Below are 25,629 nucleotides of genomic sequence, written 5' to 3'. Positions count from 1 at the left end.
ACGATTTGCCCCAAGCTGCTGAGGCCGCTTTCGCGCCCTCATCTGAAGGCAAATAAAAGATAGATCGCGTGTTACCGCAACGAAGGGAATATGCTGTTCGTAGTCTAGCGTAGAGAAAGGAACATTTGAAAAGAGCGCCGGCTTGACGCCCCGGCCCCTCGACCGCGAGGCGAGAAATCAGCAATGAGCAATGGTCCTGAGCTTACTATTTTTACGCCTTTCCCGGCCGCGGTGTTTGCTCACCCTCCATTGCTTCTCCTGAACCAATGTCGCTCCCTCGCGTGGGCACGATTGAGTTCCCAGTTTTCGAGGAAGCTCAAACGTGGGATAATGAACCACATCAGCCGGCGGGCTGCAGCAGGCACAAATGCCGACGCTGGTCTGGTGCACCACCGTGAGCGTAGCATGACCCTGCACCATTCCCCCTGGAATCAGGGTGGCCCAGTACTGCACGACGATTGCCGACGCAGAATGCAGGCATTCAGACAGTGATTCTAGTCCGCAATGGCCGAGCTGAAATCGCAGATCTACTTGAGCTGCGCGTGTAGCGAGACATGGTCGAGTTCACCTTCCCACCACGACACAAACACCGCCGCAATACCGTTCCCGATGATGTTGGTAAGCGCGCGCACCTCGCTCATGAACTTGTCTATCGAGAATACGATCGCAATGCCCGGGACGAGGTCAGGACTGACCACGGTCAACGTTGCGGCCAGGGTGACGAACCCGGCACCGGTAACACCACTTGCGCCCTTCGAGGTGAGCATCGCCACAACGAGTATCGTGAGCTGCTGGGCGAAGTCGAGATCGACCCCGAGCGCCTGCGCGATGAACAAGGTCGCCAACGTCATGTAAATGTTGGTCCCATCCAAATTGAAAGAGTATCCTGTCGGCACCACCAGGCCCACGACCGGCTTGGAACAGCCCAGCCGTTCGAGTTTTTCCATCAACTGCGGCAGCGCGCTTTCGGACGACGACGTTCCGAGCACGATCAACAGCTCATCCTTGATGTAGAAGATGAACTTTAGAATAGAAAAACCGACCAAGCGCGCGACCAGGCCAAGCACAATGATCACGAAGAGCCCGGCTGTCACATAGAACAGAGCAACCAAGCTGATGAGTTTACCGAGCGCGGACGGTCCGAATTCGCCGATAGTGTAGGCCATGGCGCCGAACGCCCCGATTGGCGCTGCCTTCATTACGATCCTAATGACACCAAACACCGCGTGTGCAGCATCGTCGACCAGACTGCGCATCCGCTCACCCCGCTGGCCAAGCGCCATCAGGGAGAACCCGAATAGGATGGCAAACAGCAGCACCTGTAGCACGTCGCCTCGGGCCAGAGCGCCAACTACGCTATCCGGAATAATATTGAGGAGGAAATCGACCGCCTTCTGCCCTTCCGCTCTTTTGACGTAGTTGGCTACCGCCGCGGCGTCAGCCCTGGGAGCAAGCCCATGACCGGCCTGAACGAGATTGCCCATCACGAGACCCAGGATCAGCGCGAAGGTTGACACGATCTCGAAGTAAAGCAGCGCCTTGACGCCGACTCGGCCGACCTTTCGTGCATCCTGAACATGCGCAATTCCGGACACAACAGTGCAGAAGATGATCGGCGCGATCACCATTTTGATCAGCTTGATGAATCCGTCACCAAGCGCTTTGACCCAGCTGTTCGTCCCCACAGAAGGCCACAACCAGCCAACGAGAACGCCAATCAGGATCGCGATGAGTACCTGGATATAAAGAACATTGTACCAGGGGCCAGATGGCTGGAACAGGGCGGCGACTTTAACAGAGCGGCGCTGGCGGTGATTGTACATCACGCTCGACCCGGCGCCGTGGTACCAAAGCGGGGTGACAATGAAGGCACGGCTTCGCTCAGTGCTCCCTTAGCGCGGCGCGCACAGCGCACTGACCGCTTTAAAAAGCCCCGTCCGTTGCCACCGGTTGCCGCATCTCCCGAATGGACTTGCGGCCAACGCGAAACAAAGTCCTGAATCCCTTCTGAAACCAGCGGTAAAAACTTGAGAAAGCTTCCTTGAGAGTTCGAATGCATCAGCGTCACCACCCATTTCTATCTTTTTTGGTTGTTCGAAGATGCCACCAGCATGCTAAAAGCCGCCACCCTTAGCAGCCGGCGACCACTCTTCACCTGAGGCATTCTCGCCGCTATCGCGCCGGACAGCGACCGTGCGTTGAAGAGACATTCACCGTAAAGAACTTGTGGTGGTGCGGCGCGCCTGCGTTCACCCCTTCACTCGTCCTATCCTGGCTTCAGGTGAATGCCCGGACATTCCCAAAGGCATCGACTTCGATCGAAAACCACAAGGGCCGAGAAGACATAGCCAGTAGCATTGCTCACGCTGCCTCCATTGGCGATCCCGGTTCCGCCTTTTCGGGAGCTGTGTTTTGCGGTGCCGAACAACACTCCTCGTAACAGAGCTTCTCACTCCTGTAGCTCGCCAAGGCCTGGAGGGAGCACTGCACGAGATCCCGTTTCGCTACATCGGAGGCAGGCGCTGCATCCAGCCATTTCAGCGCCACCTCGACCAATTCGATCGCGCGATTCCTGTTACCGGTCTCGTAATAGTACCGAGCGACCGCCCCGTACGAGAGGAACTTCGCGCCCTCGCTGCCTTGGGGCGGATTCGCCGCGAGAATGTGTTCGGAGAGGTCCTTGCCCATGGCAAAGCGCTCGGCATGTGGGAAACCGGAGTAGTCTTTCGCGGGGTCGAAGAGTTGGCGGATGGCCACGCTCATCCAAACCACAGATTTCTTGTCGATCGCATCGCGAACCAATTGGCGCAATACCGCCAAGCCGGCCCGCATGTCGCGCATCTTGTGAAGCAACAATTCCGCATGAAGCCCACGGAAGGTGACATCGTCCGGCATCGCAGCGAGTGCCTCCTCAACCCCTGAAAGGGCTGCCGCCCAATCCTTAGTATTCATGGCGGCTTCAAGTCTGGCAAAGATCGGTTCCACCAGCGCTCGCTTCTGCGATAGTTCGCGCTTTCTGCGTCTGCCCGTGGTTATCCTCTCCGCATCCAGGGCTTTGGCTTCGTCGCTCACTGCCCAGGAGCCGTTCAGAACTTTGGGCAACAAGTTATCGAGTTGCGTCGGATGGCCGATAAAGGCGAAGCGGCCGTCACGATCGACCACGAATGACGAGGGAATCCCGACAGAAAAGCTGGGATCCATCCAAAGGTTGTTCATTTCGCCGGAGTAGTCGAATGCGATCGCGAAGTTCAGATCTGGCAAGCTCTTCGTCAACCAAGCGTCCAAGCTGGCTCTCGCTTCATCTGCCGTCGAAGCTTGTTCGTGAGCCGCGATGCCCACCACCTCAACTCCGTTGCTCCTGTATTTGCTTTGCAGGGTCACCAAATTCGGCATTGAGGCGATACATGGTCCGCACCACGTTGCCCAAAACTCGATGATGTATATTTTCCCAGGTTCGAACTTTGTAAGGGGTTGGCCACGTAGCCAGTCCTCAACTTTGATGGAGGGAGCCGGCGAACCGACTCTCAGCACATTCTCCGCACCGACTTGACTTGCGCTCTCAGTCACACTGGTCATTGCTCAAATTCGCTTTACCTGGCTCTGCGGAGAACAACAGCAAGTCGCATGCCAGCCAGCGCTCATTGATATTACGCATTTTTCGTATCATTCCTGTCGACCTTGCGACGCATGTCGCATATCCGACCAGCTGCTTGGAGCTTTCTCAGGCAATCAGTCGGCCGGACGTTCTTGACGCAGACCGACGAGGCGGGAAGTCAGGCAGAAGGCCGAGTTCACCACTCCACATCTTGATCGGTTTCCAGGATAACCATTTCGGCGCTCGGGATCATGACGTGAACTGACCTGCTTTGGACCGTCGGCTTGCGCTTGACGGCGATCTCAGATTTCCAATTCAACTCTTTGAACCAAGGGGCGATGAACCAGACTAGAGCGACCAGCTGCAGCACAACATTCATACTGAACGCCGTCTGATACGCGATTGAGGGGTAGTGTCCGTCCTTTACCGGCCATTGCTCTAGAATTAACCCCGTCCCGTACTGGACGAGGAAAGCCCACCCGAAATGCAGAACGTTGAGCACGCCGTTTGCGCGCGCGATCAGTTGGGCCGGAAAGTAATCTCCGATGATCGCGTAGCTGAGGACGATTGCTGATCCGACCAGCGCCACAACGATCCACGACGGTAGCGACGGAAATGGCGGATGCAATATCAGCGCGAGTTCGGCTGCAATGAACACAGCAGCTACGATTGAGAGCAACGTTTCAATGTTCTTGCCATGCCGGCGCAGTGAATCGGCGACCACGCTGAGCAGCAATGCGCCAATGCTTAGGGCTATCGCCATTGCGAGCAATCGAGTGACAAGGCTTGTTCGATCCAACCCTTCCACATCGCTCAGCCAGGACGCTGCCCACAAGGACTGCAGGGCCCACGCGGACCCGATACATGTTGAAGAAATCGGCGCAATTCTCCAGAACCGCCCATCCGTATAGACGGTCTTCAGGCTGACTGTCCCTGGAGGGCTCTTCGCAGTTGCCTCATGCTCTGGAACCAAAAAATAGATCGAAGCGGCCGCGGAGGCGCTGGATGCGGCAAGCACCTCAAATAGACCGCGCCAGCCTATCCAGTTAAGCAATGCCTCGGCTGGTGCGGTTGCCGTTACCGCGCCCAGTGCACCCAGCATGATCATACAGCCGTTGATGAGCGCCACGCGCTCTCTCGGAAACCAGAGCACGACTGTTTTCAGGCCAGACATGAGGGAAGCTGCGGTACCGAATGCTATCATCGCGCGAGCAATCAGAAGCGACAGAAATCCATTCGATAGTCCGAAAAGCGCAGCGCCTGCGGCAGCCAGCAGCAAGAGCGCACCCTGGACTCGGCGCGGACCGAAGCGATCCAAGAGCATGCCCATCGGAATCTGGCTGCCGGTAAGGACTAGAAAGTAGATCGAGCCCAACAGCCCCAAATCGGCCGTACCAAGCTCCAATTCAGAGGCAAGGCGGTCACAAATGAGCGTGTTGATCATCCGAAACAGGTAGGAAAGATAACATCCCGCTGCAAAGGGAAGGAACACGCAAGAGATGATCCGCCAGCTCCAACCCCGATTGACCGGCTTCTCGCCTGATCTCAGCCGAGCGGCATCGCTGCGCGTGTTGCTCGAAACGCGGCCACTGGCTTTAACACAAGGCGTTTGGCAGCTGTCGAAAGTGGATATTGCTGCCGCCCTCCTCGGCGACAGCACCCGCATTTGAGTTTTCACCTACGACGGCCACGCAGTGGGTTTCTTCTTCAACTGGCGCTCGTGGAACGGCGCGTGACGCTCCGCCGCCCATTTCAGGCCCTGATCGGCTGGAACTTCCCGAGCTATCAATTGCCTCCTGCAGCAAGGGCCGGCCAAACCGTACGCGACGATCGACCTGCTCGGCAAACGCCTTGAAGCGCTCGAGGCCCAGTACGCACGCCTCGTCCTGCTTGGATGGCGGCATCGGCGGCGTCAGCGTGAGGTGGTATCGCACATGGAGGGCCACTGTTTCCGCGATCACCGCAAGGTCCGTCCGCAGACTGAGCACCTGCTTATTCGTTCGCTCGATCGCCTCGTAAACCAGACCCTCTATACGCGGCGCCGGATCCAGGAAGCGCTCAAGTGCCGCCTCGACGACGACGCTCTTGCCCATACCAGGGCGGTCAGTCGCGGCTTCGAGTCGCTGGAAAATGCACTCAGAAAGTTGAATTGTTATCATTCTGGTCTGCTGAGCTTCGCTTGGACTCGGCTGCGCGTCCACCTCAGCTTCATTCCGACTTGAGCTCGGTTCTTCCCGGCGCCCGCCGCTAATCTGCATACTCCAGCTTCCTTCTTTCTGCGACCGCACACCGCCTGCGCTTGCTCGCGCGTGGTCTGGATGTTTGGTCGAAACAGATGAATCGCCCTGCGATGACGCACGACAAAAGGGCCGAGACCGCATGCCGCTTCAACCGCGGGGACATTCTGGTCGCAGCCTGGCGTACCGAAAGAAAGAAGGGGCGGATTCCTAAAGACCAGCGCCAGACGTCGTAGCCTCTTGTGCCTCTAGACAGTCAGGTCGCCGATAGACGCGCGATTTCGCGGACGGTGCGTGCACCCTTACGTCAAATCGACAAAGTTACCGATCCAAAACGAGGCGCAGGCGCAATCTAGATGCGCCCTCGCGCCCTCGAGGTCGCGAACGACCCGCGCGGACGCACCGGCCTTATTCCCTGTGCGGTGATGCGCCTCGTAAGAAGCGCACCAGCTCATGCGCGCGACCAAATACACCCGCGCCTCCGATTTCCGGCATGCATCACCAGCGTGCGATAGGACTTACACCCGTTCGCGTGCCGCACGTCGAGCCCGTCCTACGGCTGTTCAAACGTATAAGCAGGCCCAGTGCGACCACTCACTTGTCAGGAGGCCTCAGGGGAACTGTCGGTCGCACTGGCAGGCGGGTGGATCGCGCAGCGGGTCCCCCTGGTTATGGCTGCAGACGTAGCGCTCGTTGTGCCGGTCCTCGCCAGCCACGCGATTCATCGGTCCGCCCGCACCCCGGGCGTCGCTTCCGGATCGATGGAGGACTGACATGTGAATTGCCCCTGCCGACGGCGAGCTTACTTGCGCCAAATCGGCTGCTACAGCCGCGTTGCAGAACATTCTGCGAAAGGCCCCCCTGTTCGCCCGCCTTGGCATCGGAGCCGCCGATGTACTTAAGCGCAAATCCTGGTGGCGTTGAGTGAGGGCACATCATGGATGTCGAGTTCTACAGGAGCTTTGCAAAGCGGGCCCACGATGGCTGATCAGGCCGATCCGTTCACGCGAAAGCGGCTTCTGGTGCTGGCCGAGAAATACGATGCTAAGCTGGGGAAACCTTCGCCGGCCAGCCGCAATATTCAACGCACGCTGCCTCTGCACCGCACGGTGCCAGCCGTAAGCGCCATTTCTGATGGTGGCGAAGCTTGAGGAAGAGCGCCGGCAGCGAGGGCGACTGCGACGCCTGCAGCGGCAGCAAGCATCACCCCTCCAAGGCGCTGCATTTTCCAGGGATGGTACGCGAACTACGCCGGGAAAGGATGCGCACCCAAACCGGAGTGAGCATGCCGGATGGCACCCGTCGACTGCCCTCACCGCACTTCAGAAGCACTGTGGTCACAGCTTGCCGGTGGAGGCATTCACCAGATGGACCGAGGAGCATGCCGGCCAAACGACCGGTAGATGAGTATCGGGACCGATCTGCTCCAGTCCCGTCAGCAGTTGCTGCACGTTCATGCCCGTCTGCGCGGGCACCTGAAAAGTACTGATTGCTCTATCCCGCCAGCATAGGCCTGGATACTGCGCCCTGAAAGTGCGGTTGTTTACTGGGAGCGTGCCAGCGCCTTCCAGAGCACCGTGCGGCGGCAGTTATGAATTTTCATCGCATCTGGAGGCCGGGTCCAGGACACAGCTTTTCGTACTCTTTGGCCCATTTCTCGAGCCGCGGGCTGGGTCCGGATCGTTGAGCGCAACCGTGGGCACCTTCTCGGCGAGTAATCTGGTTTTTGTCGTCCTCCATAAAATTCCTAACCCGAATGGGCGCTCGTGTTGCGCAGGATTGCCCTTGCATGGAGATCACATAGCTTGAGTGCGCGTTCACCTTCAGCCGCCAGCTTCCCCGGCGAGGATCGCCTGGACCTGATCTGTCCGCCGTTTGGCGCCACTCGGAAAGACCTGCCGTGACGAGCCGTCTCGAGCTGACGATGTAGGCTCCCAACATGAGCGGGTCCTCATCGAGGCAACATCCAGATCTCAAGGCGGGGCGCGGCAAGGATGGGCGCGGCGGTCAGCGTAACTTTTCGAACACCTGAAGCGAACTTGCCGCTGCAGTGACCGGGTGCGCTGTAGGCTGAAGGTCATTGGCGAGGCTCCGCAGCTAGTCATTTCCAATAGAGAATCGGTCTGGATCATGCCAAGCGGCCCGCATGGCCCTGCTGCAAACTAGCTCTTTCTCTTTGCGCACGTGACTCTCGGGCGATTACCTGATCTCCGGCCGTTCGGGTCGAAGCGGGGATGCGCCATCTCCGGCTCGGGCGGGGAGGACCAAAAAATGTCAAGAGGCGTCCGCAGCACGGTCCTCGCGATGAAGGCCGGCAGTCGCCACGCTCCTCGGAGGAATAGTCCGTTCATGGACGTGCGAAGAAGGTGTTCGGTCGATCAGGAGGCTGATCAGTTCAGGGCGACTGTAGTGACCGCTTGCATCCATCACTCTCTTGCGCCCGTCGATTTCGATGAAGTCGAGATCGGCAATCACCTCTCCTTCACCTTCCTTCAGGGGCTCGCCTATCAATTGACCATCGGGGGCAACGATAGCCGTGAAGCAACCGCCGGAAATCGGGGCGATAGCAGCGCCCGTGTCATTGGCAATTTGGGCTTGTTGGTCGGCGTTGAGCCATGCGGTTGCGCTGACGACGAAGCAGGCCGATTCAAGGGCATGCTGTCGGGTGCTCACTTCCGTTTGCTGGGAAAAAAGAGGGCCGAAGATTGAGCCGGGGTACATCGCGGAGTGGATCTGCTCGCCATCGGCAATCAAGGCGTATCTTGCCAGCGGGAGATAATGTTCCCAGCACGCAAGCTGGCCGATCCGGCCAACGGCGCTGTCTACGGCGCGAAGGCCGGCACCGTCGCCTTGGCCCCAGACCATCCGCTCATGATAGGTGGGGGTGATCTTGCGGCGACGCTGGATCAGCGTGCCGTCCGCATCGAACAGGAGCTGAGTGTTATAGATCGATCCTCCGTCCCGCTCATTGGCGCCGACCGAAACGACCATTTGGGCGTCCTTGGCCGCATCACCGATCGCATGCGTCTCCGCAGAGGGTACCGTAAGGGACTGCTCAAGCAGCCTCTGATGCTCCTTGGCAAGCGTGAAGGGCGGCTGGACGAACGAGAAATAGGGGTAGTAGGGAATGATGGTCTCGGGAAACGTGGCGAAACGCACCCCCTTTTTGCCCAATTCGCGAATCTTTCTGGTGATCTTCTCGACTGTCCCCTCTCGGCTGTACAACACGGGGCTGATCTGTACGGCGGCTGCCTTAACGATTTTCCTCATTCTCTTCTTCTGCACATTGTGAGTATCCGAGCGTTGCACTGCAACTGGTGTAGAGGATGACGGATGACTCTCACGGGGGCTCTTCGAGCCCATGGGGGCTTGTTGGACTCAGGGCTGTATGCGTCTGCCATCGACAGCCACGTCGATGCCGGTGATGTAGGATGCGTCGTCGAAAGCGAGGAAGCTCACGCGCCGCGATCTTCCGTGGCTTACCGAAGTGTTTCGCGGCTATCTGCTCCAGCGGGACCGTTCCGCGGTCTTGCACGCTGGTCTCGGAAATGCCGATGTTTCTAAACAGCGGACTTTCGGTGACGCCCGAGCTCTCGGCGTTTATCCGAGCGCTTCGGCGGATCAGTTGGGTGCCAAGGGCTCGCGTCAAGTGGCACAGTTCGGCCTTGGATGCCGACACAACCGATGTTCCCGCGATTCCGACCTGATTGGACGAAGAAGCCGTGAAGACGATCTCGCTCGGGTTGCGCGCGAGAGGCAGCGCCTTGTGAGTATTGAAATAGAATCCGGGGAAATTGACGAAGACGTCAACGCTCTGCTGAGTTGTTTGCGCGAGCGAGCCGAGTTTCGCAATTTCGGCATTGGCATCGAAATGGGCTATAACAGTTTCGCGCTTTCCTCCGAAGCGGGATAGCCGGCGCGAAAAATAGCCGAGCCTCGCTGTCGGGATAGCTTCGCGTTTCCCTGCAGGCCTTTGGCTCATGACGCGTTTTCCGCATCACTTGGCTTATGCATTGACGGATAGGGCTTTCTGCCCACTGTGTCGGTAGTCGCGTCGGCAACTGCCGTAGTCAAATGATGCGCCATCATGTAGTACGTGGTGAAGTGGCCGCTCTTGCTGGCGATCTTACCGTTCTTGCGAGTGACGCTGCCCTTCTCACGTTTGGTAATCAGCTTCATCTTGCACCGCTTCGCGATCAGGGGCATCGGGACAAGCTTCCATCCTGTGGCCTTGCGCAACTCTGCTTGCGTAACGCCGTCTTGTCGCGAGGCCAGCGAGCTGATCAGATTGATCTTGGTGTGAGGATGCTTGGCCATCATCGCCATCCGGCGGGATTGGGCCTCATTCAACGGCTCCAAGCCAATGTGCTTCTCCAGTTGTCCTTCCATCGAAAGTGGACGATGTAGTTCCGTTCCTCTGGAATTGTGGAAACATATTGCAGGCGGTCTCAGCGGTTGCCTCATTGCAATCTGACGTAAACGGATAACGTTACACCAGTTTGCTGAAGTTGGGGGCAGTGCAAGTTCTCGCATTTTCGACAGGATTTCGCAGACTAAGACCGTGCAACGTGGATTGCTAACACAGAGGACCTGCGATGCAATCCGCAAAAACTGGTAGGCCAACTATTGAGAAGAGCTTCCGGAACTCTGGAGAGGCTTCCGCTTGCTCAAGCAAGCAGCGTTACTCCATCGAGCGGCAGCTCGAATGCAGGCCGTACCTCGTCTCAACTCGCTTCAGATTTCAGCATTCATGTCATGCGGCCTCCCAGCCCTCAGATATCTGCCGTCGGTCCCGATCTAAGGCGCTCGGTCCGTTCGATTTGGCCCTGTCGTTATCTGCGGCCGAACTACTCGGCGCGAGCACCCTCGCAAGTTCCCTTGTAGTCCTGCATCGTCCGCCTGCTCCGACGATTGTTAAATTACTCTGGAATTGCGGCGTTCGAATCCAAGCTCACCTCTTTCAGAACGGTTGATCCGCTGGAACGCCTTCGGCCAAGCGCTTCAACGAATCGATCATAGCGTTCGGCGCATTTGGCGCGAGCGGCTGGACTGGATTGTTCTGGTAATGTCGGCAGCGATGTCAACCAGAAGCGAACGAAAAGGGCGAGCGTCTCGAGCGTGATGCTGTCATTGCGTTCGAGACGCTCGAGCAGCCGTGCGATGCGATCCAGCCGCTTGGCAATAGCCGCCTCGCGTCGGTCGGAATTGTCAGGCGAAAGAAATGACGCGATCGCGGCCGCTGCGACCAGCGACTTGGGCTGGCCACGACGCTCCGCAAAGACATCAACGGTCCTGAATGTCTGCGGATCAAGTTAGATACTGAGCTGAACCTTTTTCACCGATTTGTCCCCACTCAGAGGTCCATGACATCGTCAGGTCGAGGCTGGTCGCGCGCGCTAATCCCTGCATTACGCGGCCTAGCGCTTGTGCCTGGACCGCATCTGCGTCGGGCTCACGGGACCAGCATCGAACTCATGTTCCGCGAGCGGTGCCTTGATTTCGATCTCCTCGTGCTGCGGCAATTCTGGCTCGCGCCGGAGCCACCCGTTCGGGTCGCCATGCTTTCGCTGCCGAGTCGCAAGCAGTTCGATCGAGGGCGCAGGGGGTGGGCGCCCCGACCAGTCCTCATCCGGGCGCGAGGACAAGAGAATTGTTGCTGCTTTAGGGGCTTGAAGATTCGCTTCTGAAATTGCGGGTCCTCGTGATAACGAACCTTGGTGGCACGCAGCGGGTGGAGGCCCTACACCATCACAATCGCCTCTTCCGATGAGAGCTGCATGGCTTCGCCAGGCGTCAGGAGAGGACGGGACGTTTCTTGGCGGCTCACCATCAAGTGTCCAAGCCAGGGGCTTATGCGATGCCCGGCATAGTTTTTCATGGCGCGCAGTTCGGTCGCGGTCTCCAGCGCATCCGAGACGCGCTTAGCGGTGCGCTCGTCATTGTGGAGACGGCTATCCGGATGTAACGATTGTCGAGGTCGCGTGGTTCGGCCCATAGGCGCGTTCTAACTGGTTCAAGCTCTGAGTGATCAGGAAACTGCGAATGCCATAGCCGGCCATGAAGGCAAGCTGGCTCTCGAACAAATCGAGGCGGCCCAGAGCTGCATGACTCGTCGAGCATCAGGAGGAGCTTTTGACGGCGCCGGTCGGGATCCAGGCTCTCGGTCAGGCGCCGTCCGATCTGATTGAGGATGAGCCACATCAGGAATTTTGTGTGGACGATGTCGGATGGCGGCACGACGAGACAGAGTGAAACGGGCTGCGGTTTGTCGACGAGATCGAGAATGCGCCAATCGCTCCGCGCGGTGACCTTAGCAACGACCGGATCGCGATAAAGGCCCAAGAAGCTCATTGTGGTCGACAGCACGCCCGACCGCTCGTTCTCGCTCTTGTTGAGCAGCTCTCGCGCTGCTGAAGCGACGACGGGATGAACGCGATCACCGAGTTGAGCCCCGGCAAGTGTCTTGTCAGCTTCAGGTAGAGGACATGCAGGATAGCGCCGACGAGCAGAGAATGGCTGGTTTTTCCCAATGGTTGCGGCGCTCGAGCGCCCCTTCGGGATCAACCAGGATATGCAGACATTTTGCGCTTCTCGTACTTCGCAAATTGTAGGCGGCGCTTGCCGTGTTTGTCGGTCGAATAAGATTACATCTCCAAGGCGCGCGCGCCATCCCGAGGTCAACTGGAAATTCTCGCGCTTGATTTCGTGGACGATCAGCGAACGCGGCCACTCCCGCTCGAGCGAAGGCGACCAGGGCACAAGCTGAAAGCCGAGGCCTTTCTCGATCATCGCGAAGCGCCCGGACGCCAGTGACAGACGTCCACGATAATCCCCTCAGATCTGCTCACCTAACATCAGATGACAAGTGCGGAAGCCCCGTTTGCTCCATGAGCCGTCGTGTAACGACGTCGAGTTCGCGGTCGCGGAGGCTTTCGATCACGTTGCGGCTTAGCCGGACCTTGTTGCCATCGCACCGGGCGAGTCCTTGGTCGGCCAAAACATCGATGCGCCATTCAAGTGCGCACGGACCTCGGCGCCAAACGCAATGCGCGAGAGCTCGGCAGGACCTCGCGCGACGAGCTGCCGGTCTAGCCACGTTGCTTCATCCGCCGCGACCTGCTGGTCCAGAAAGAGCTCCGAGCGAACCGCGAGCGCAATCCGTGTTCGACCACGGGTGTCCGCAAACCGGCGCAGTTCCACGATCCCACCGATCGGCCCATCGCCGGCCGCCTCGACAGCAGGAAGCTTCACGTGATGCACACGCCCGTCAATCCCGTCGACAACGGCAAAGGCTGTGCCCTTCATCAAGCCCGCGCCCGATGAGACGGCCAACGATTGGTTCGCCATGAGTTTCGCCTCCAGTGCCCAGCATGCGGGGGTGCGGCTGGCGCCGTCCCGCGTGAGGGCTTTGTGCAGCCGCTGATGATGTCACCGCGCTCGCCCAGCGCGCGCAACCTCGCCTCCGCATCGGGGGCCAGAACCCAGACGGCGGGGCCCGCAGGTTCCGCCAAACCGCGCCGCGCGAGCGTCCGCATGCGCCCGATCCGCTTTCCCGCAATGGATCGCGCCCGGCATCCCGCTCGGACCTCAAATTGATAACGCCGTCCGCCGTCCCCGCTTCCCGGGCAAGCATCCGATCGAGTGTGGTCCAGCGTTCGGCTGTCGTGTCCGCCTCAAGGCTCTGGCGAGTCTCGAGCTCCGAACGAGGGCCAAGTTCGCGCATGACAAGGTCGCTGGCGCCGGCGCGCAAGCCCATAGCGATATAACCGGGACTGATGACGAGGTCGCATCATCAGGCGAGACAATGAACCTGAAATGATGGCGGTCACCCTCGCAACGCGTGACGAAGGCGCAACCGTCCGCATCATCCGCCTCGGCGTCGAATAGTTTGCCCTGAGCGCCGTCTCGTGTGACTCCGTCGCGCTGCAGGTAACCGATATGGGCGCGCAACGCGCCCGGCGAACGCATCCGCCGCACCACCCGCGCCTTGACCATAGCACCGCGGCCGCTGGCGTTGAGAAGCCGTGCCGCAGCGATGCTCGCGGCGCGGCCGCGTCCAAACTTTCCGCCATGGCCATCCTTGCCTCGCGAGAGGCCGCCGGCCTTCTGAGCGGCTGTGAGTACCTGCGGCACAAACGGCTTTGTCCGGGGCGCGCGCGTGGAGCGGATACAGCCGGGACGGATCCGAAGATCATCCTCGCGCGTCATTCCGGCCGCCGCAAGGCATCGAAAGCGGTGTAAGAACAGCGCCTTGGGGAAAGCTGAACTTTGCTCCAGGTCGCCGCAATGTTTAGTCGATCATTGAAATCCATACACTTTCTCTCACAACCGACCGGCCGCACCTTGCGGCTTTTATCCTGCCGTCTTAATCGGTCGGGTCGTCTGCTTGATCTCAGCCATTCTCGCGCCCTTTCTCGTTTACGACAAGTCTCTCTGATCCACGCCATGACATGATGCGCCGCGATGGTCACGAGTCCTGATGCGCCGTGCAGTCTTCCGCGCTCAGCGACGGCACAAAATATGCCGTCGCGGCGCATCTTTCCATCGGCATGACGGAGCCACATCACAGGCAATCCGGCGCGATCGGTCGGCATCCGAAGATGCACCGTCGCAGGCAAGATAACGTGCGCTCCGTCGTCGTTGTGCTGCACCAGTCCTCATCCGCCAGCGGCGGAGCTCCATGTTCAGGACGCGGCGATCACCGCGTCGTTGGTCGGTCGGTGGATCGGCGGCTCATGCGTAAGCCCCGAGCAATTTACGTTGCTTGGCAGTCCGCTCGGCGCGCAGATCTGCCGCGGACGCGTCCGGGTCGCCGCAGTAGAACGTGCCGCCGGTCCATGTCGCATGCATGATCACGGCGAGCTTGCGCGCCACCGCCACCGTCGCCTTGCGGTGCGAGGAACGCTTCGCCAGCGCCAGCCCCCAGGCCTTGACCCTGTCCTTTTTCTTGTAGCGCGTCAGCAGCGCGCTCGCCGCCTCGTACAGCGCCCGCCGCACGTCGCCGTCGCCCGCCTTGCTGATCCGACCCTTGACGTCGACCGAGGATCCCGACTGCCAGCGCCGCGACGTCAGGCCAAAATACGCCGCCACGTCGCGCGAGCGCTTAAAGCGCCAGGGATCATCGACCGCGGTCATAAAGCTCAGCGCCGCGATCGGGCCGACACCGGGAATCTGCATGAACCGCCGGCACAACTCGTGGCCGGCGACCAGGCGGACCACCGAATCGTGCAGCAGCCGGCAGTACTCCTTCCACAGCGCGGCGCGCGCATTGAGCATGGCGTCGATCAGCTCACTGACCAGCGCATCGCCCGCGACCGCCTCGCGTACGGCTTGCGCAAATCCGCCGCGCCCAACCCGGTTCAGGCGGATGCCGAACACTTTCAGCGAGTGACGGATCGCGTTCTCGAGATCCAAAAACTTGCGCTTCAGATTGCGGCGGTGCGTCAGCAACAGCCGCAGCCGGTAGCAGGGCTCGCTCTTGATATGGGCGCGCCGGAACCAGCCGGTGCGCATGATGTGGGCAATGCCGAGCGCGTCGGCTCGATCGGTCTTGTTGCGCTGCGCCTTCAGCGCTGCGCGGACGTGGAGAGTCTCCAGGCAGATCACCGGCAGACCGAGCTTGAGCAGCTCCGGATGCAGCCAGGGCGACAGCGAGCCCGCCTCATGGCCGAGCCGTCGCAAGCGGCCAAGATACGGGTTCAACGCCGCCTTGATCGTGTCCGGATCGGTCACCACTGTCACCTCCAGCGCCACCTTGCCGGTGTCGTCCACCACGCAGATTGCCGTTTCGTCCATGCCGACGTCCAAGCCACAGAAGAATTCCATCGCGCGCCTCCCGCGTTGCTGTAGATGCGCATTGTGCCCGTCATTCATCCCGCAGGCCACTTGATCGCCTCCCGCACGTCCCGGCGCAGACCGATTACGGGCGGCAGTCCTGCCGTCGTGTTTGCCCACTGCTCTCCCCCTTCCGCCAATTGCTCGCTGAAGCACGCCATGGCTTGCGAACCCGCACACCTGGTCAGTGCGACGCTCCCGAAATCGATCGAGGGACGAACACGCCAATAGGCCGAGGTACCAGGGGCGAAACATGGGGCGCCGAGATTGCGGTCGTGGCGCCGCTTGAAGGAATGAGCGCCGACGACCGATCGCGTGTCTTCATCCGATCGGATGGCGCGACGAACAACGTTGCAGCTGTCGATAACTGGCGGCCGGTGGTCAGCGTCGGAGGCAACTCGATGCCAAGCAGAGTTGCAAGCTTGGCCACATACGCTTGCGTCTCGTCTGGCAATGCGCCGCCCGCGATATGCTCTTCGTAGCGAGCTGGTCCCGCATTGTACGCGGCAAACACGCCGGGCCACCATATCGGTCGAGCAGTTCACGCAGATATGCCGTGCCTGCCAGAACGTTGTCGCGCGGGTCGTGGGGATCGCTGCCGAGATTATGGCGCTCGCGCAGTTCTGCCCATGTCGACGGCATGATTTGCGTCAAGCCCATTGTGCCTTTAGGCGATCTGGCGTGCACGTCACCAGCACTTTCGATGTTGATGACTGAACCAATCCAGTTCACCGGAACTGAAAAGCGCTCTGAGGCTTCGTCGACGAAAGCTGCAAATCGGTTACTCGTTTGAGTGACCGCTCGAACCGCGGCCGCTGCGCTCTCCGCGACAGCGGCGCCGTACGGCACAGCGCAGATGAGCAGTATCGAAGCGATAGCCAAAACACACGCGCACAACTGGGCCAAGCATGCCCATCGCGCTCGCGTCCGTCCACGGTAAAGCTGCTCCGCGCCGGGTATTCGGCCGCCCTGGACTGCCGCTGCACGCGGTCGCCTCACAGACACTGATCGGGATGGAGGAATGATCCCGCAATCGATCGAACGGAGGAATGGCGGGGTGAACACGTGGAACACGCACGTTCACTTCTCCCTGGTCCACACCGGCAGCGCACGGCCAATCACGGCCGACGCCGGAAGTAATTCAAAATATCGGCCATCAAGAGAGTCGTCCGACTGCCAGTTCATGAGAAAGAGTTCGCCGTCGCCGACGACGCTGCAGCCCTGCCATTTCGGCAGCGGCCGGCCGCGTCCATCGCGATCTCGCGCCTCGCACCCACCGCAATGCCATCGACCGAAATCGTGAGTCCGTTTCTGCAGACGGTCTGCCCTGGCAGCGCCAAGACCCGCTTGAGCATAGGCACGCCGACCGGCAGATAGCCATTCAGGTCGAGAAAGGTCGCAAGCGGCTCAGGCGGCTGAACGGCGAGCAGCTCGGTGAGATGGAAGCGCTTCTCCGATCGTACGCCATAGAGGCCGATTGGAACGCTTGCCGATGCGTTCCAAATGTAGAGTGGAAGCGGCTGCATGGCGATCGTGGAGACGAGCGCGGCAGCAACCGCAAACGTGGTCGTCAATATCATCAGGCGGCCCGTCATCGCATCACCTTCTGACGGTGAAGCCAAGCCTGGTGGCGCGCATTTATATGAACGCGGGTTCTCGTTGACGGACAGACGGTTATGAACGTGATGCCAATGATCAGGAGCTACGTCGGCGGGATCGATGCCGAGTGCCTCAACGGCATCGGTCATTTGCAGCAAGCGTTCGACCTTCGGCCAGCCTGACAGGCGCAGCAGAATCTCTCCACCGGGTGTCACATAGGGGACGGTCGAGCAGCGCTGTCCAGGCCTGACCGCGCGCAGGATGTCGATCCGCGAAATGACCGTTCCAAAGTCATTGGACGTCCAGCGAACGAAAGCAAAGATGCTGCCTGGCGCGAATGACAGCACACGTCAGTGGCGATCAATCTTCCGTTCCTCGATGATGCGGCCGAACCGAATGCGGTTTTCGATACGCTTCTCCAGCCACAGCAGTTCTACTTCGGTGAGATCTCTCATGCCGCCGCTCCCGAAGACCGGAATGGGGAGCCGTAAGCATTGTCCGGGGTGAAGCCTGTGCGGCTTCTGCCGACGAGGATTGACGGCCCGCGGTTGCCAGTCGCTTGCGAAGCGGTTTCCGGCTTGGTCCGTTAGAGGAAATCCGAAGGATTGCTGATTAGCCGGGGTACTGACCGTTGCCCCCTCGCCGGCCGTGCTGCTGCGAAAATGCTCACAACGATTCGCGAACGGAACGCGCGGTGCGTGCCGCGATCGGCGGTGGAGGTGTCAATCGGCTTGCAACTTTGGCTCTGACGCAATTTTGGTGCATTGGTGATCATGTAGCGCCGATCAAGCGCGCCTGAAGAAGATCGAGCTTGGCGCGCCCGTACATCTGACGCTTGACGAGCTTGAGCTTGGTAATCTGACCTTCGGTCTGCCCGTTAGACCAAGATGTTGTAATCGCAGCGTTGATGGCGGCCTTGTCTTTGGTGATGCCGTTGGCGAAGGATGCGACGAGACTTGCGCATGCTCGTTCCAGCCATGGATCAAGATCCACGTGAGTCTTCTTGCGGATCATGGCGTGGAAAGCGATGATGATTTCGCGAGCTTCCACCAGCAGAGGAACGCCCTTCTCGATCGCCGCGATGGTAACGGTCTCAGACTTTGATAGCGCATCGCGGCCATTGGTCATCAGGCGGGCGATGGTTCTGGCAGACGGCACGCGCTGTATACTTTGAACATCGGGCGTTTCGGCGCGCCGACGGCGTGTCGTCCACTCTCTAACAACTCGCTCAGAGCCCCTAAAGCCTAGCACCTTAAGGCGACGCCACAGGTCGGCTCCGTTATAATGGCCTGAAGCCCACTGGGCGTCGAGCCATGGCAGATGGTGCTCGAGTGAGCTCTCGCGCACCCTGAACACATCCGTTCGCTGACCTCGCAGAACTTTGCGAACGAGGCCCCGGCTATGTCCCGTAAGTCGCACGATCTCCTTTATGGAGACACCCGTCTCAGCCTGTCTGAAGATTGCCGCGTTGGTGTCCTCACGCCGTAGATAGCCTTCGTACTGGATGCGCTCGGCGGAAGTGAGCAAGGCAGGATTAATTGTGGCGGCGCCGACCGCCACACGAACCTGGTGCATGGATTTGCCGACCGCATCGAGGAAGGCGTGGCTGGCGTTCTCCATCAAATGCCAGCGGTCAGCAACCTGGGTGGCCTGCGGGAGCGCCTTGGCTACAGCAAGGGCGTACACCACCGCCGCGATCGCGCGCGACCACAGCAATTTGCGGCTGCCCCGCCAGCCAAGCCTGTGCCGTAGCGGGCTCTCTGTCGGGCAGAGAGTGATTGGTCGTCGCCGCTCGGGGTCGCAGATGATTGTTCCGTACCGCTGATTGCGCCGCCAGGCCCAGTCGTCGATACCGATCACGCTCGGCACAGCAAAGGGCTGGCAACCGCGCCTTCGCACGATCCGAAGTAAATGTATCGTTAAGTCGACGGGCAAAACTTGCAGCCGGGCGGCCACCAACGGCAAGCCCAAGGTGATGGACCAGAAGATCGAGCCGCGCCGTTCGCCGCGCCCACGGCGCCAGAGCCCCGTCATCGAACCGCTCGGTGGAAATACGTCGACTGCACATAACGGTGAAGCAGCGGAAGCGACGCGCCACGACCACCAGGCGAACCGGCCGCCCCGCCAGCGGCAGATCGGTAAGACATCGTTGATATCGGCTATGAATTCGCCCGGAACTGGCTCCGCATCCGGGACACAGACTCTTGTCGCTCCTGGGACGGACGGTGATCACGGTCGTGGCGCCATCACAGACGGCGCTCTCCACGTCAAACCCAGGAGGGATCAGGGCCGACGGTCGCAGGGCTCGCTGCATCATGTTGATTCCCTTGTGAAACCAACGCGAGCCGGCGCCTGAACTTCATCAAAAGTGAGTCAGAGCCAATATTGGCTCTGACGCATATTCGATAATCGTGATTGTTTTTATGGCGCGCCAATCAGCCTTGCCTGAAGGAGGTCGAGCTTAGCGCGCCCGTACATCTGCCGTTTGACCAGCTTGAGCTTAGTGATCTGCGCTTCCACTTGGCCATTGGACCATGGTTGCGTAATAGCGGCGTGCACCGCGCCCTTAACCGGCAGATGGTCGACATCCTCAACGCGGTTCTGACCGACGGCTTGCCGGCCGTCGAGGCGACCTGTGCCGAGGCGATCGCTCAGGGCGTTCATTCCGCCGATGTCGTGCTTAACGTTCTGGCCCGCCAGCGTGATCCTGCGCCGCCGGCCAACATCCTCACCCCGGTTGCGCTGACATTGCGCCATGACCCGATCGCCGACTGTGCTCGTTACGACCACCTCAGGAGAACCATCTGATGGAGCGTACTCAACTGTTCGATCTCATGGGTGAGCTCAAGCTCTACGGCGTGAAGGCTGCCTTCGACGAGATCATGGCGACCGCCATCAAACGCCAGCACGAACCCCAACGCATTGTCGGCGACCTGCTCAATGCCGAGATCAACGAGAAGCAGGCCCGCTCGATCAAGTACCAGCTCACCATCGCCAAGCTGCCGCTTGCCAAGGACCTTGAGGACTTCCAGTTCGAAGGCACCCCCATCAACAGACCCTGGTCAATGATCTCGCCGGCGGCGGCTTCATCGCCCAGCAACGTAACGCCGTTCTGGTCGGCGGTACCGGCACCGGCAAAACACATATGGCCATCGCCATCGCCAGAAGCTGCATCCGATCTGCCGGTCCTTGGCGGCTGCCGATCAATGCCGACGAGGTCACACCATCGACCTCTCCGGAGGTGAAGCCCAATGCGGAGACTTGGCTCGATTTCACCGACCTCGTCTTTATCGATCCGGTCGGGACCCGCTATAGCCGCTTCGCGGCGACCGGCGAGGATGTCCGCAAGCAGTTCTTTTCCGTGGACGGCGATGTCAACGCGCTCGCTCTGGTGATCCGCCGCTGGCTCGAGAAGCACGACCGATTGTTGTCGCCAAAATATGTCACGGGCGAAAGCTATGGCGGTATTCGCGGGCCAAAGGTGGTGCGCCAGTTGCAGATGCAGCAGGGCGTCCGCGTCAAGGGTCTGATCATGATCTCACCCGTGTTTGACTACCGCGAGTCTGGCACGAGCCTTCTTCGATACGTCGCAACGCTGCCGAGCTATGTCGCGACCGTGCGCGGAGCCAAGGGACCGGTGAAGCGGACCGATCTCGCCGACGTCGAAGCTTACGCGCGCGGCGAGTTCCTGACCGACCTCGTCAAAGGCAAGGTGGACAAGGAGGCGACCACGCGGCTGGCTGACAAGGTCGCCACGCTAACCGGCATTGACCAGACAGTGCCGCAGGCTCGGGGGCCGCTTCGGTATCACCGAATTCAGCCGCGAGCTCGACCGCAACAACGGCGAGGTGACCGGCCTCTACGACGCCTCCGTGCGTGGCTTCGATCCCTATCCGGATTTCGGTAGCCCCGGATTTGGCGATCCCTCGGGCGAGACGCGTCGGGCGCCGCTGACCAGTGCAGCCGTCGATCTCCTGACGCGCAAGCTGAACTGGCGGCCAGATGGCTCTTATGAAGTTGAGCAACGCCGCGGTTACGCGCGCCTGGGATTTTGGCGCCGGTCCCCCGCAGTCCTTGTTTGAGCTGCGCCAGATCCTTGCGACGGATCCGAAAATGAAGGTGCTGGTCGGGCACGGCCTGTTCGACCTCGTAACGCCCTATTTCCGCTCGCAGCTCTTGCTCGATCAGTTGCCCGCCTTTGCCTCAGGGCCGCGCGTCAAACTCACGGTCTATCCGAGCGGCCTCATGTTCTACTCGCGTGATGCATCGGGCCAGGCTTTTCGCGCAGAAGTCGAAGCGATGATGAAGCCGGCGGCGAAATAAGTCACAAGTAAGCGCTCGGGTGTGTCGTATGTCACCGCTTTCTCAGCGGGAGACCGCAACTGAAATCCTAGCGCCAGCTTGCGATTTTTGGAGATTTTCGGCTGACCGGTCTTTGCCGGCTTCTTTAGCGGCGTCACCGGGGGGCAAATAGCCAGCTGGCAGTGCTCCATGCGCGCGGCCACGTTCTTCATCCCGGATTGGTTCTTGGCCAACTGAGCGCCTCCTCTTGGAAGCGCTGATAGTGCCATTCGGAACGCAGGAGCATCTGGTCTTTATCGGCGCGAGCCAAATCCAATGCGTGCGCGTTTCGCAGGATCGTGAGCGCGGATTTCAGGGGATGGTGAGCAGAGGTTTCAGACGATCGTGAGCAACGATTTCGCGGGATCGTGAGCAAGGTTTTCGGAGGCTTGCGCCGCTTCGGCCGACAACTCTACGGCTTAGGGATGACCTCGTCGTTAACGAGGAAGCCCAATGCCTACCGGAGAGATTGTCGATGCGCCGGATCAAGGAAGTCCTTCGGTTGAAGGATGTTCAAGGCGCACCGGAGCGGGCCTTCGCACGGAGCGTCGGCAGCAACGGCGCTGTGTACGGCTATCTGAGCCGCGCCCGCTCTGCTGGGTCAAGTTGGCCGCTTCCGGAGGGGATGACCGATCCTGCTACTCGACCGTCTCGACGACACGCAGCTTCTCTTCCCAAACCCGCTCAAGCGAGCGCGCCACAAGACGGTTCTCGGGCTCTACGGCGTCATACTGACGCCGATCGCGCTCGGCCTCGTAGCGGGCGCGCTCCACCCGAAGCGCCTGGCGCCCGAGCTGACGGCTCTCCTGCTCCAGTTGGCCCGCCGCCGCGAGTGCGATCTCAATCTGATCCGGCACCAGGGCATCGAGGACCACCGGCTCAACCAGCGGGTCAACCGCCAAAGGTCCGGACTTCCTGGCAAAGTGCACTGCCTTGCTGATCCCGATCTGAACGGCAGCAATAGACCGGATGATCGGCATTCGGGCCCGTGTAGCGCATGCTCATGCGCCGTCCGCAACGGCCGCAGATCGCAATTCGTTGTAACAGAGCTGCCCCTTGCGCGGAACGCCAGAGTGTCCCGCCTCATAGCGGCAGACGTTATCTGCCAGTCGCCCCTGGTCGGCCATGAACTCCTCCCAGCTGACATAGCCTGCTGCTGTGATCACGCGGCCCAGATAGCGTTTGCGATCGGTGTTTATATGTCCAGCAATTCAGCTGCGATTTGATGTATCTCAGCTGAACTTTCTTGGACTGCTATTTCACCGCGCGGGTGCAAGAAGATTGAAGCAATCACCGCCTTTTGCAAGAGCGTTGGCTGGAACGGTCGATCGGCGGTGCCGCGTACAGCATGCGTTGTGTTTCACCAAAGACGCACGGCTTGTTTCGATCACAACGGGTCTTGTCGGAAAGATGACATCGCGACCAAAAAACCCGGAATGTGCATAGCGCGCGCTGGCCCGGATCCTGCACACCACACGCGGCGTAGAAGCGATAACACAACGCACGCCTCGAGCTGCATTGAAGATCGTCGTTTGTTGAGTGGTGATATGGGATCTGGAGTTCTTTTTTGGGGCGCAGCAGCATTTGCACTCGTCGCATCTGGCGCCGCCCATTCAGCGGATCTCCATCCGGCCATGAAAGTGGCTCTGTGGAGCTGGACTGGAGGATATATCGGCGTGCACGGCGGCGGCGGCCATGGCCGCACTTCCTTCAGTGACCCCTACGGTCCATCAATTTATGGCGACATCGTCAACACGCCTGTGTTTCTGGCCGGAGGACAGATCGGCTACAATTGGCAGACGAATGGCTGGGTGTTCGGCGCCGAGTTAGACGCGAGCCATGCTGTCTCCGATGGCACGAACAGCTGCCTTGCCTTCTCAGGCAATGTCGTGATTGCTACCTGCAAAGCAGGTCCAAACGTCTTTGTCTCAGGGACCGCTCGTGTCGGCTACGCGTTTGGCCCGCAGGGCCGCACGCTGGGCTACGTCAAGGCAGGGGTGGCCTGGCAAAACAATCGCGGCGAGATCGCCAACAACAACGAATTCTGGGATGAAAGCTTTGCCGGCTTTCCGCGGCACGTCACGCAATTCGATTACGGCCGTTTCGGTTGGACCGTCGGAGCCGGCATTGAGCAAGCGCTCACGCCTGCTTGGTCCTTGAAATTCGAGTACGATTACATGAGCTTTGATGGGACACGTCTGGCGACACCCCCGACCATGCAGGGTCCGCCATTTGCGATCATCCCCCAGCACAAGCAGCCTTTCTAGCAGCTATCTCTTGCGACAGGTGGGACAATGACGTCCAAGTCCGTTGACGTATGTGTAGTTGGCAGTGGCGCCAGTGGCTCAATCGTCGCCCACGAGATCGCCCGAAAAGGATTCCGGGTGCTCGTCCTCGAAGCAGGCCGGACGCTTCCCGCCGGTGCCTCACTGGCAACGGTTCGAAACGGCGTCGATGATGCCGCCCTGGCGCGCGCTCCTACCGGTACATTGAGGCCGTTGGGTCGACCCTGGACAGTCTCGGCGCTCGGCGGTGGGTTGACATTGTACGCAGGCATCGCATTCCGCTATCGCACCGTCGATTTCGACGCGAGAGCGCATGTCGCCGCGGACGCGCTCGATCCGGTCTGGCCTGTCGATTACGATATACTACGTCCCTACTACGAGGAGCTCGAACAGCGGATCGGGATAGCTAGACTAGCTGGTGCCGATCCGCTCGAGCCCCCCAGCGATCCCGCCGTGCTGCCGCCGCACAGATATAGCTTGCAGGGCGAACTGATCGCGACTGCGGGCGGACGTCTCGGCCGGCTGCCATTTCCCACCCCGCTGGCAATCAATTCTATCCCGTACCGCGGCCACGCGGCTTGTGACCGCTGCGGCCCCTGTAACGAACACCTCTGTCCAAGCGGCGCGCGGGCCGATGCGCGGTCCTCGTTCACTGACGTCTCCCTGCCGCCGGGCGCGCTGTCGATCGCCCCTGGCAGCAAAGCTGTACATATCGCGCTTGGTAGCCTTGGCCGCGCGGACTCCGTGGAATGGCTGGACGTGCTCACTCGGCACCGCGCCCGGGTCCGCGCCCGCTGCGTGGTGCTCGCTGGCAATGCGATTCAATCTGCCGCCTTGTTGCTACGCTCAGCGCAGCGAGCGGCGCCTAACGGCATCGGCAACGCCAGTGGCATGCTCGGGCGCGGCATCTGCTTCAAGGTCAGCGGCTACGTGTCTGGCACCGTCACGATCGACCGCGTGCCTTCGCATCCGCCCGGCGGGCCGTTCTCAACCGTTGCAATGACCGATCATTACCTCGACGCCGAGGCACCCTCCGGGCTAGGCGGACTTATTTACGAAGCTAGTCCGGCACAGCGGGAGGTCCGTGGCCGAAACGTCACGCTGAGAGTGCATTTCCTAGCGGCCGACCAACCTATGCGCAGCAACGCGGTTCGACTAGCTAACAGTCACGATCAGCTAGGCTTGTCCAACATCATTCTCGAATACCGGACTCATCCACTGGACAAGCGGCGATTAGGTTATTTGTCCCGGCGCGCGTCGGACCTGCTTGCTGCGGCGGGCGTGAAAAAGATCGCTTACGAGGAGTCCATGTATCAGTTCGGTAGCGGTCATCTGCATGGTGGCTGTCGAGCGGGGAATGATCCAAGGGAGTCCGTGGTCGACCGCTGGGGTCGCGTGCACGACATCGACAATCTCTACGTCGCGGACGGCGGGTTCTTCCCGTATCCCGGAGGGGTCAACCCGACCTTCACCATTCAGGCGAATGCGCTGCGGATCGCGCGCAGAATCATCACGCAACTGGCCTGATCGGCTGAGACCGGAGAATTCTTATGCTCAGCACGCCCCATGCCACGTTGGCGGTGACGGATACGCACAAATCGGCACTGCGCCGTGCCTTACGGGTTACCGCGTCAGAGAAATGGGATCTCAATCGGCGTTTTCCCCTCGTGATGAGCCGTGCCTCCGGCGCGCATGTCTGGGATGTCGACGGAAGACGATACGTGGATCTCACCTCCTG

At 60.2% G+C, this 25,629-nt stretch carries 17 protein-coding genes and 8 pseudogenes; 7 read left to right on the top strand and 18 right to left on the bottom strand.

Annotated elements, in window-relative coordinates:
* Positions 1–527: 527 nt before the first annotated feature.
* The 4 genes from dctA to IVB24_RS08305 all read right to left on the bottom strand — a co-directional run bounded on the left by dctA (position 528) and on the right by IVB24_RS08305 (position 5,754).
* Positions 528–1,823: a C4-dicarboxylate transporter DctA gene (gene dctA, locus IVB24_RS08320; protein ID WP_247406679.1), complete on the bottom strand. Its 1,296-nt coding sequence runs from the start codon at positions 1,821–1,823 to the stop codon at positions 528–530.
* A gap of 538 nt (positions 1,824–2,361) precedes the next feature.
* On the bottom strand, positions 2,362–3,576 hold the full coding sequence (locus IVB24_RS08315; protein WP_247446655.1) for a TlpA disulfide reductase family protein: 1,215 nt from the start codon (positions 3,574–3,576) through the stop codon (positions 2,362–2,364).
* Between the two features lie 215 nt (positions 3,577–3,791).
* Positions 3,792–5,039, bottom strand: coding sequence for an MFS transporter (locus tag IVB24_RS08310; RefSeq protein WP_247406706.1), 1,248 nt, complete (start codon positions 5,037–5,039; stop codon positions 3,792–3,794).
* 151 nt (positions 5,040–5,190) lie between these two features.
* Entirely contained in the window at positions 5,191–5,754 is a 564-nt protein-coding gene (locus IVB24_RS08305) for a hypothetical protein (RefSeq protein ID WP_247406686.1), read from the bottom strand.
* Between the two features lie 1,058 nt (positions 5,755–6,812).
* Between IVB24_RS08305 and IVB24_RS08300 the strand changes: the two genes are divergently transcribed.
* Positions 6,813–6,983, top strand: coding sequence for a hypothetical protein (locus IVB24_RS08300; RefSeq protein ID WP_247406690.1), 171 nt, complete (start codon positions 6,813–6,815; stop codon positions 6,981–6,983).
* A 1,123-nt stretch (positions 6,984–8,106) separates the two neighbouring features.
* Here the strand turns inward: IVB24_RS08300 and IVB24_RS08295 are convergent.
* The 13 genes and pseudogenes from IVB24_RS08295 to IVB24_RS08230 all read right to left on the bottom strand — a co-directional run.
* The gene (locus IVB24_RS08295) at positions 8,107–9,102 is read right to left on the bottom strand and encodes a nitrilase-related carbon-nitrogen hydrolase (RefSeq protein ID WP_247406693.1); all 996 of its coding nucleotides are present in this window, start codon (positions 9,100–9,102) and stop codon (positions 8,107–8,109) included.
* Positions 9,103–9,172: 70 nt separating this feature from the next.
* Positions 9,173–9,814, bottom strand: a complete 642-nt coding sequence (locus IVB24_RS08290) for an SDR family oxidoreductase (RefSeq protein WP_247406696.1) — start codon at positions 9,812–9,814, stop codon at positions 9,173–9,175.
* Positions 9,811–10,221: a hypothetical protein gene (locus IVB24_RS08285; protein ID WP_247406699.1), complete on the bottom strand. Its 411-nt coding sequence runs from the start codon at positions 10,219–10,221 to the stop codon at positions 9,811–9,813. The genes IVB24_RS08290 and IVB24_RS08285 overlap by 4 nt, the downstream gene beginning before the upstream one ends.
* 530 nt (positions 10,222–10,751) lie before the next feature.
* Positions 10,752–11,171, bottom strand: a pseudogene (locus tag IVB24_RS08280) (CopG family transcriptional regulator).
* 258 nt (positions 11,172–11,429) lie between these two features.
* Positions 11,430–12,579 (bottom strand): annotated as a pseudogene (locus IVB24_RS08275) (type IV secretory system conjugative DNA transfer family protein); the annotation flags it as partial.
* A gap of 201 nt (positions 12,580–12,780) precedes the next feature.
* On the bottom strand, positions 12,781–13,179 hold the full coding sequence (locus IVB24_RS08265; protein ID WP_247339225.1) for a DUF3363 domain-containing protein: 399 nt from the start codon (positions 13,177–13,179) through the stop codon (positions 12,781–12,783).
* The gene (locus IVB24_RS08260) at positions 13,137–13,367 is read right to left on the bottom strand and encodes a DUF3363 domain-containing protein (RefSeq protein ID WP_247339222.1); all 231 of its coding nucleotides are present in this window, start codon (positions 13,365–13,367) and stop codon (positions 13,137–13,139) included. The genes IVB24_RS08265 and IVB24_RS08260 overlap by 43 nt, the downstream gene beginning before the upstream one ends.
* Before the next feature lie 1,198 nt (positions 13,368–14,565).
* Entirely contained in the window at positions 14,566–15,657 is a 1,092-nt protein-coding gene (locus tag IVB24_RS08255; RefSeq protein WP_247339239.1) for an IS110 family transposase, read from the bottom strand.
* A gap of 390 nt (positions 15,658–16,047) precedes the next feature.
* Complete coding sequence (locus IVB24_RS39965) at positions 16,048–16,398, bottom strand: lytic transglycosylase domain-containing protein (protein ID WP_247403332.1); 351 nt, start codon at positions 16,396–16,398, stop codon at positions 16,048–16,050.
* A 348-nt stretch (positions 16,399–16,746) separates the two neighbouring features.
* A pseudogene (locus tag IVB24_RS08245) lies at positions 16,747–17,261 on the bottom strand (S26 family signal peptidase).
* Positions 17,258–17,720, bottom strand: a pseudogene (locus tag IVB24_RS08240) (DUF2840 domain-containing protein). Before IVB24_RS08240 ends, IVB24_RS08245 begins: the two co-directional pseudogenes overlap by 4 nt.
* Positions 17,721–18,036: 316 nt before the next feature.
* Entirely contained in the window at positions 18,037–19,299 is a 1,263-nt protein-coding gene (locus IVB24_RS08235) for an ISL3 family transposase (RefSeq protein ID WP_247772621.1), read from the bottom strand.
* A gap of 101 nt (positions 19,300–19,400) precedes the next feature.
* A pseudogene (locus IVB24_RS08230) lies at positions 19,401–19,579 on the bottom strand (ISL3 family transposase); the annotation flags it as partial.
* A 254-nt stretch (positions 19,580–19,833) separates the two neighbouring features.
* On the opposite strand from IVB24_RS08230, the pseudogene IVB24_RS08225 reads away from it, so the two are divergent.
* The 4 genes and pseudogenes from IVB24_RS08225 to IVB24_RS08210 form a co-directional block, all read left to right on the top strand.
* Positions 19,834–20,073, top strand: a pseudogene (locus IVB24_RS08225) (IS21 family transposase); the annotation flags it as partial.
* Positions 20,073–21,172 (top strand): annotated as a pseudogene (locus IVB24_RS08220) (ATP-binding protein). The pseudogenes IVB24_RS08225 and IVB24_RS08220, both read left to right, overlap by 1 nt.
* 110 nt (positions 21,173–21,282) lie before the next feature.
* The gene (locus IVB24_RS08215) at positions 21,283–21,588 is read left to right on the top strand and encodes a hypothetical protein (RefSeq protein ID WP_247772620.1); all 306 of its coding nucleotides are present in this window, start codon (positions 21,283–21,285) and stop codon (positions 21,586–21,588) included.
* Between the two features lie 493 nt (positions 21,589–22,081).
* Positions 22,082–22,240: pseudogene (locus IVB24_RS08210) on the top strand (IS21 family transposase); the annotation flags it as partial.
* A gap of 4 nt (positions 22,241–22,244) precedes the next feature.
* Here IVB24_RS08210 and IVB24_RS08205 read toward each other — a convergent pair.
* A complete protein-coding gene (locus IVB24_RS08205; RefSeq protein WP_247342333.1) occupies positions 22,245–22,586 on the bottom strand; it encodes a hypothetical protein in 342 nt (113 codons plus the stop codon).
* 654 nt (positions 22,587–23,240) lie between these two features.
* Between IVB24_RS08205 and IVB24_RS08195 the strand changes: the two genes are divergently transcribed.
* Entirely contained in the window at positions 23,241–23,873 is a 633-nt protein-coding gene (locus IVB24_RS08195) for an outer membrane beta-barrel protein (protein WP_247342327.1), read from the top strand.
* Between the two features lie 276 nt (positions 23,874–24,149).
* A complete protein-coding gene (locus IVB24_RS08190; protein WP_247342324.1) occupies positions 24,150–25,418 on the top strand; it encodes a GMC oxidoreductase in 1,269 nt (422 codons plus the stop codon).
* Positions 25,419–25,629: the final 211 nt, after the last annotated feature.

The sequence above is a fragment of the Bradyrhizobium sp. 192 genome, from assembly GCF_023100965.1.
Taxonomy (GTDB): domain Bacteria; phylum Pseudomonadota; class Alphaproteobacteria; order Rhizobiales; family Xanthobacteraceae; genus Bradyrhizobium; species Bradyrhizobium symbiodeficiens.
The sequence above is the reverse complement of the archived record's forward strand: the minus strand, read 5'-3'. Positions and strand labels throughout refer to the sequence as shown.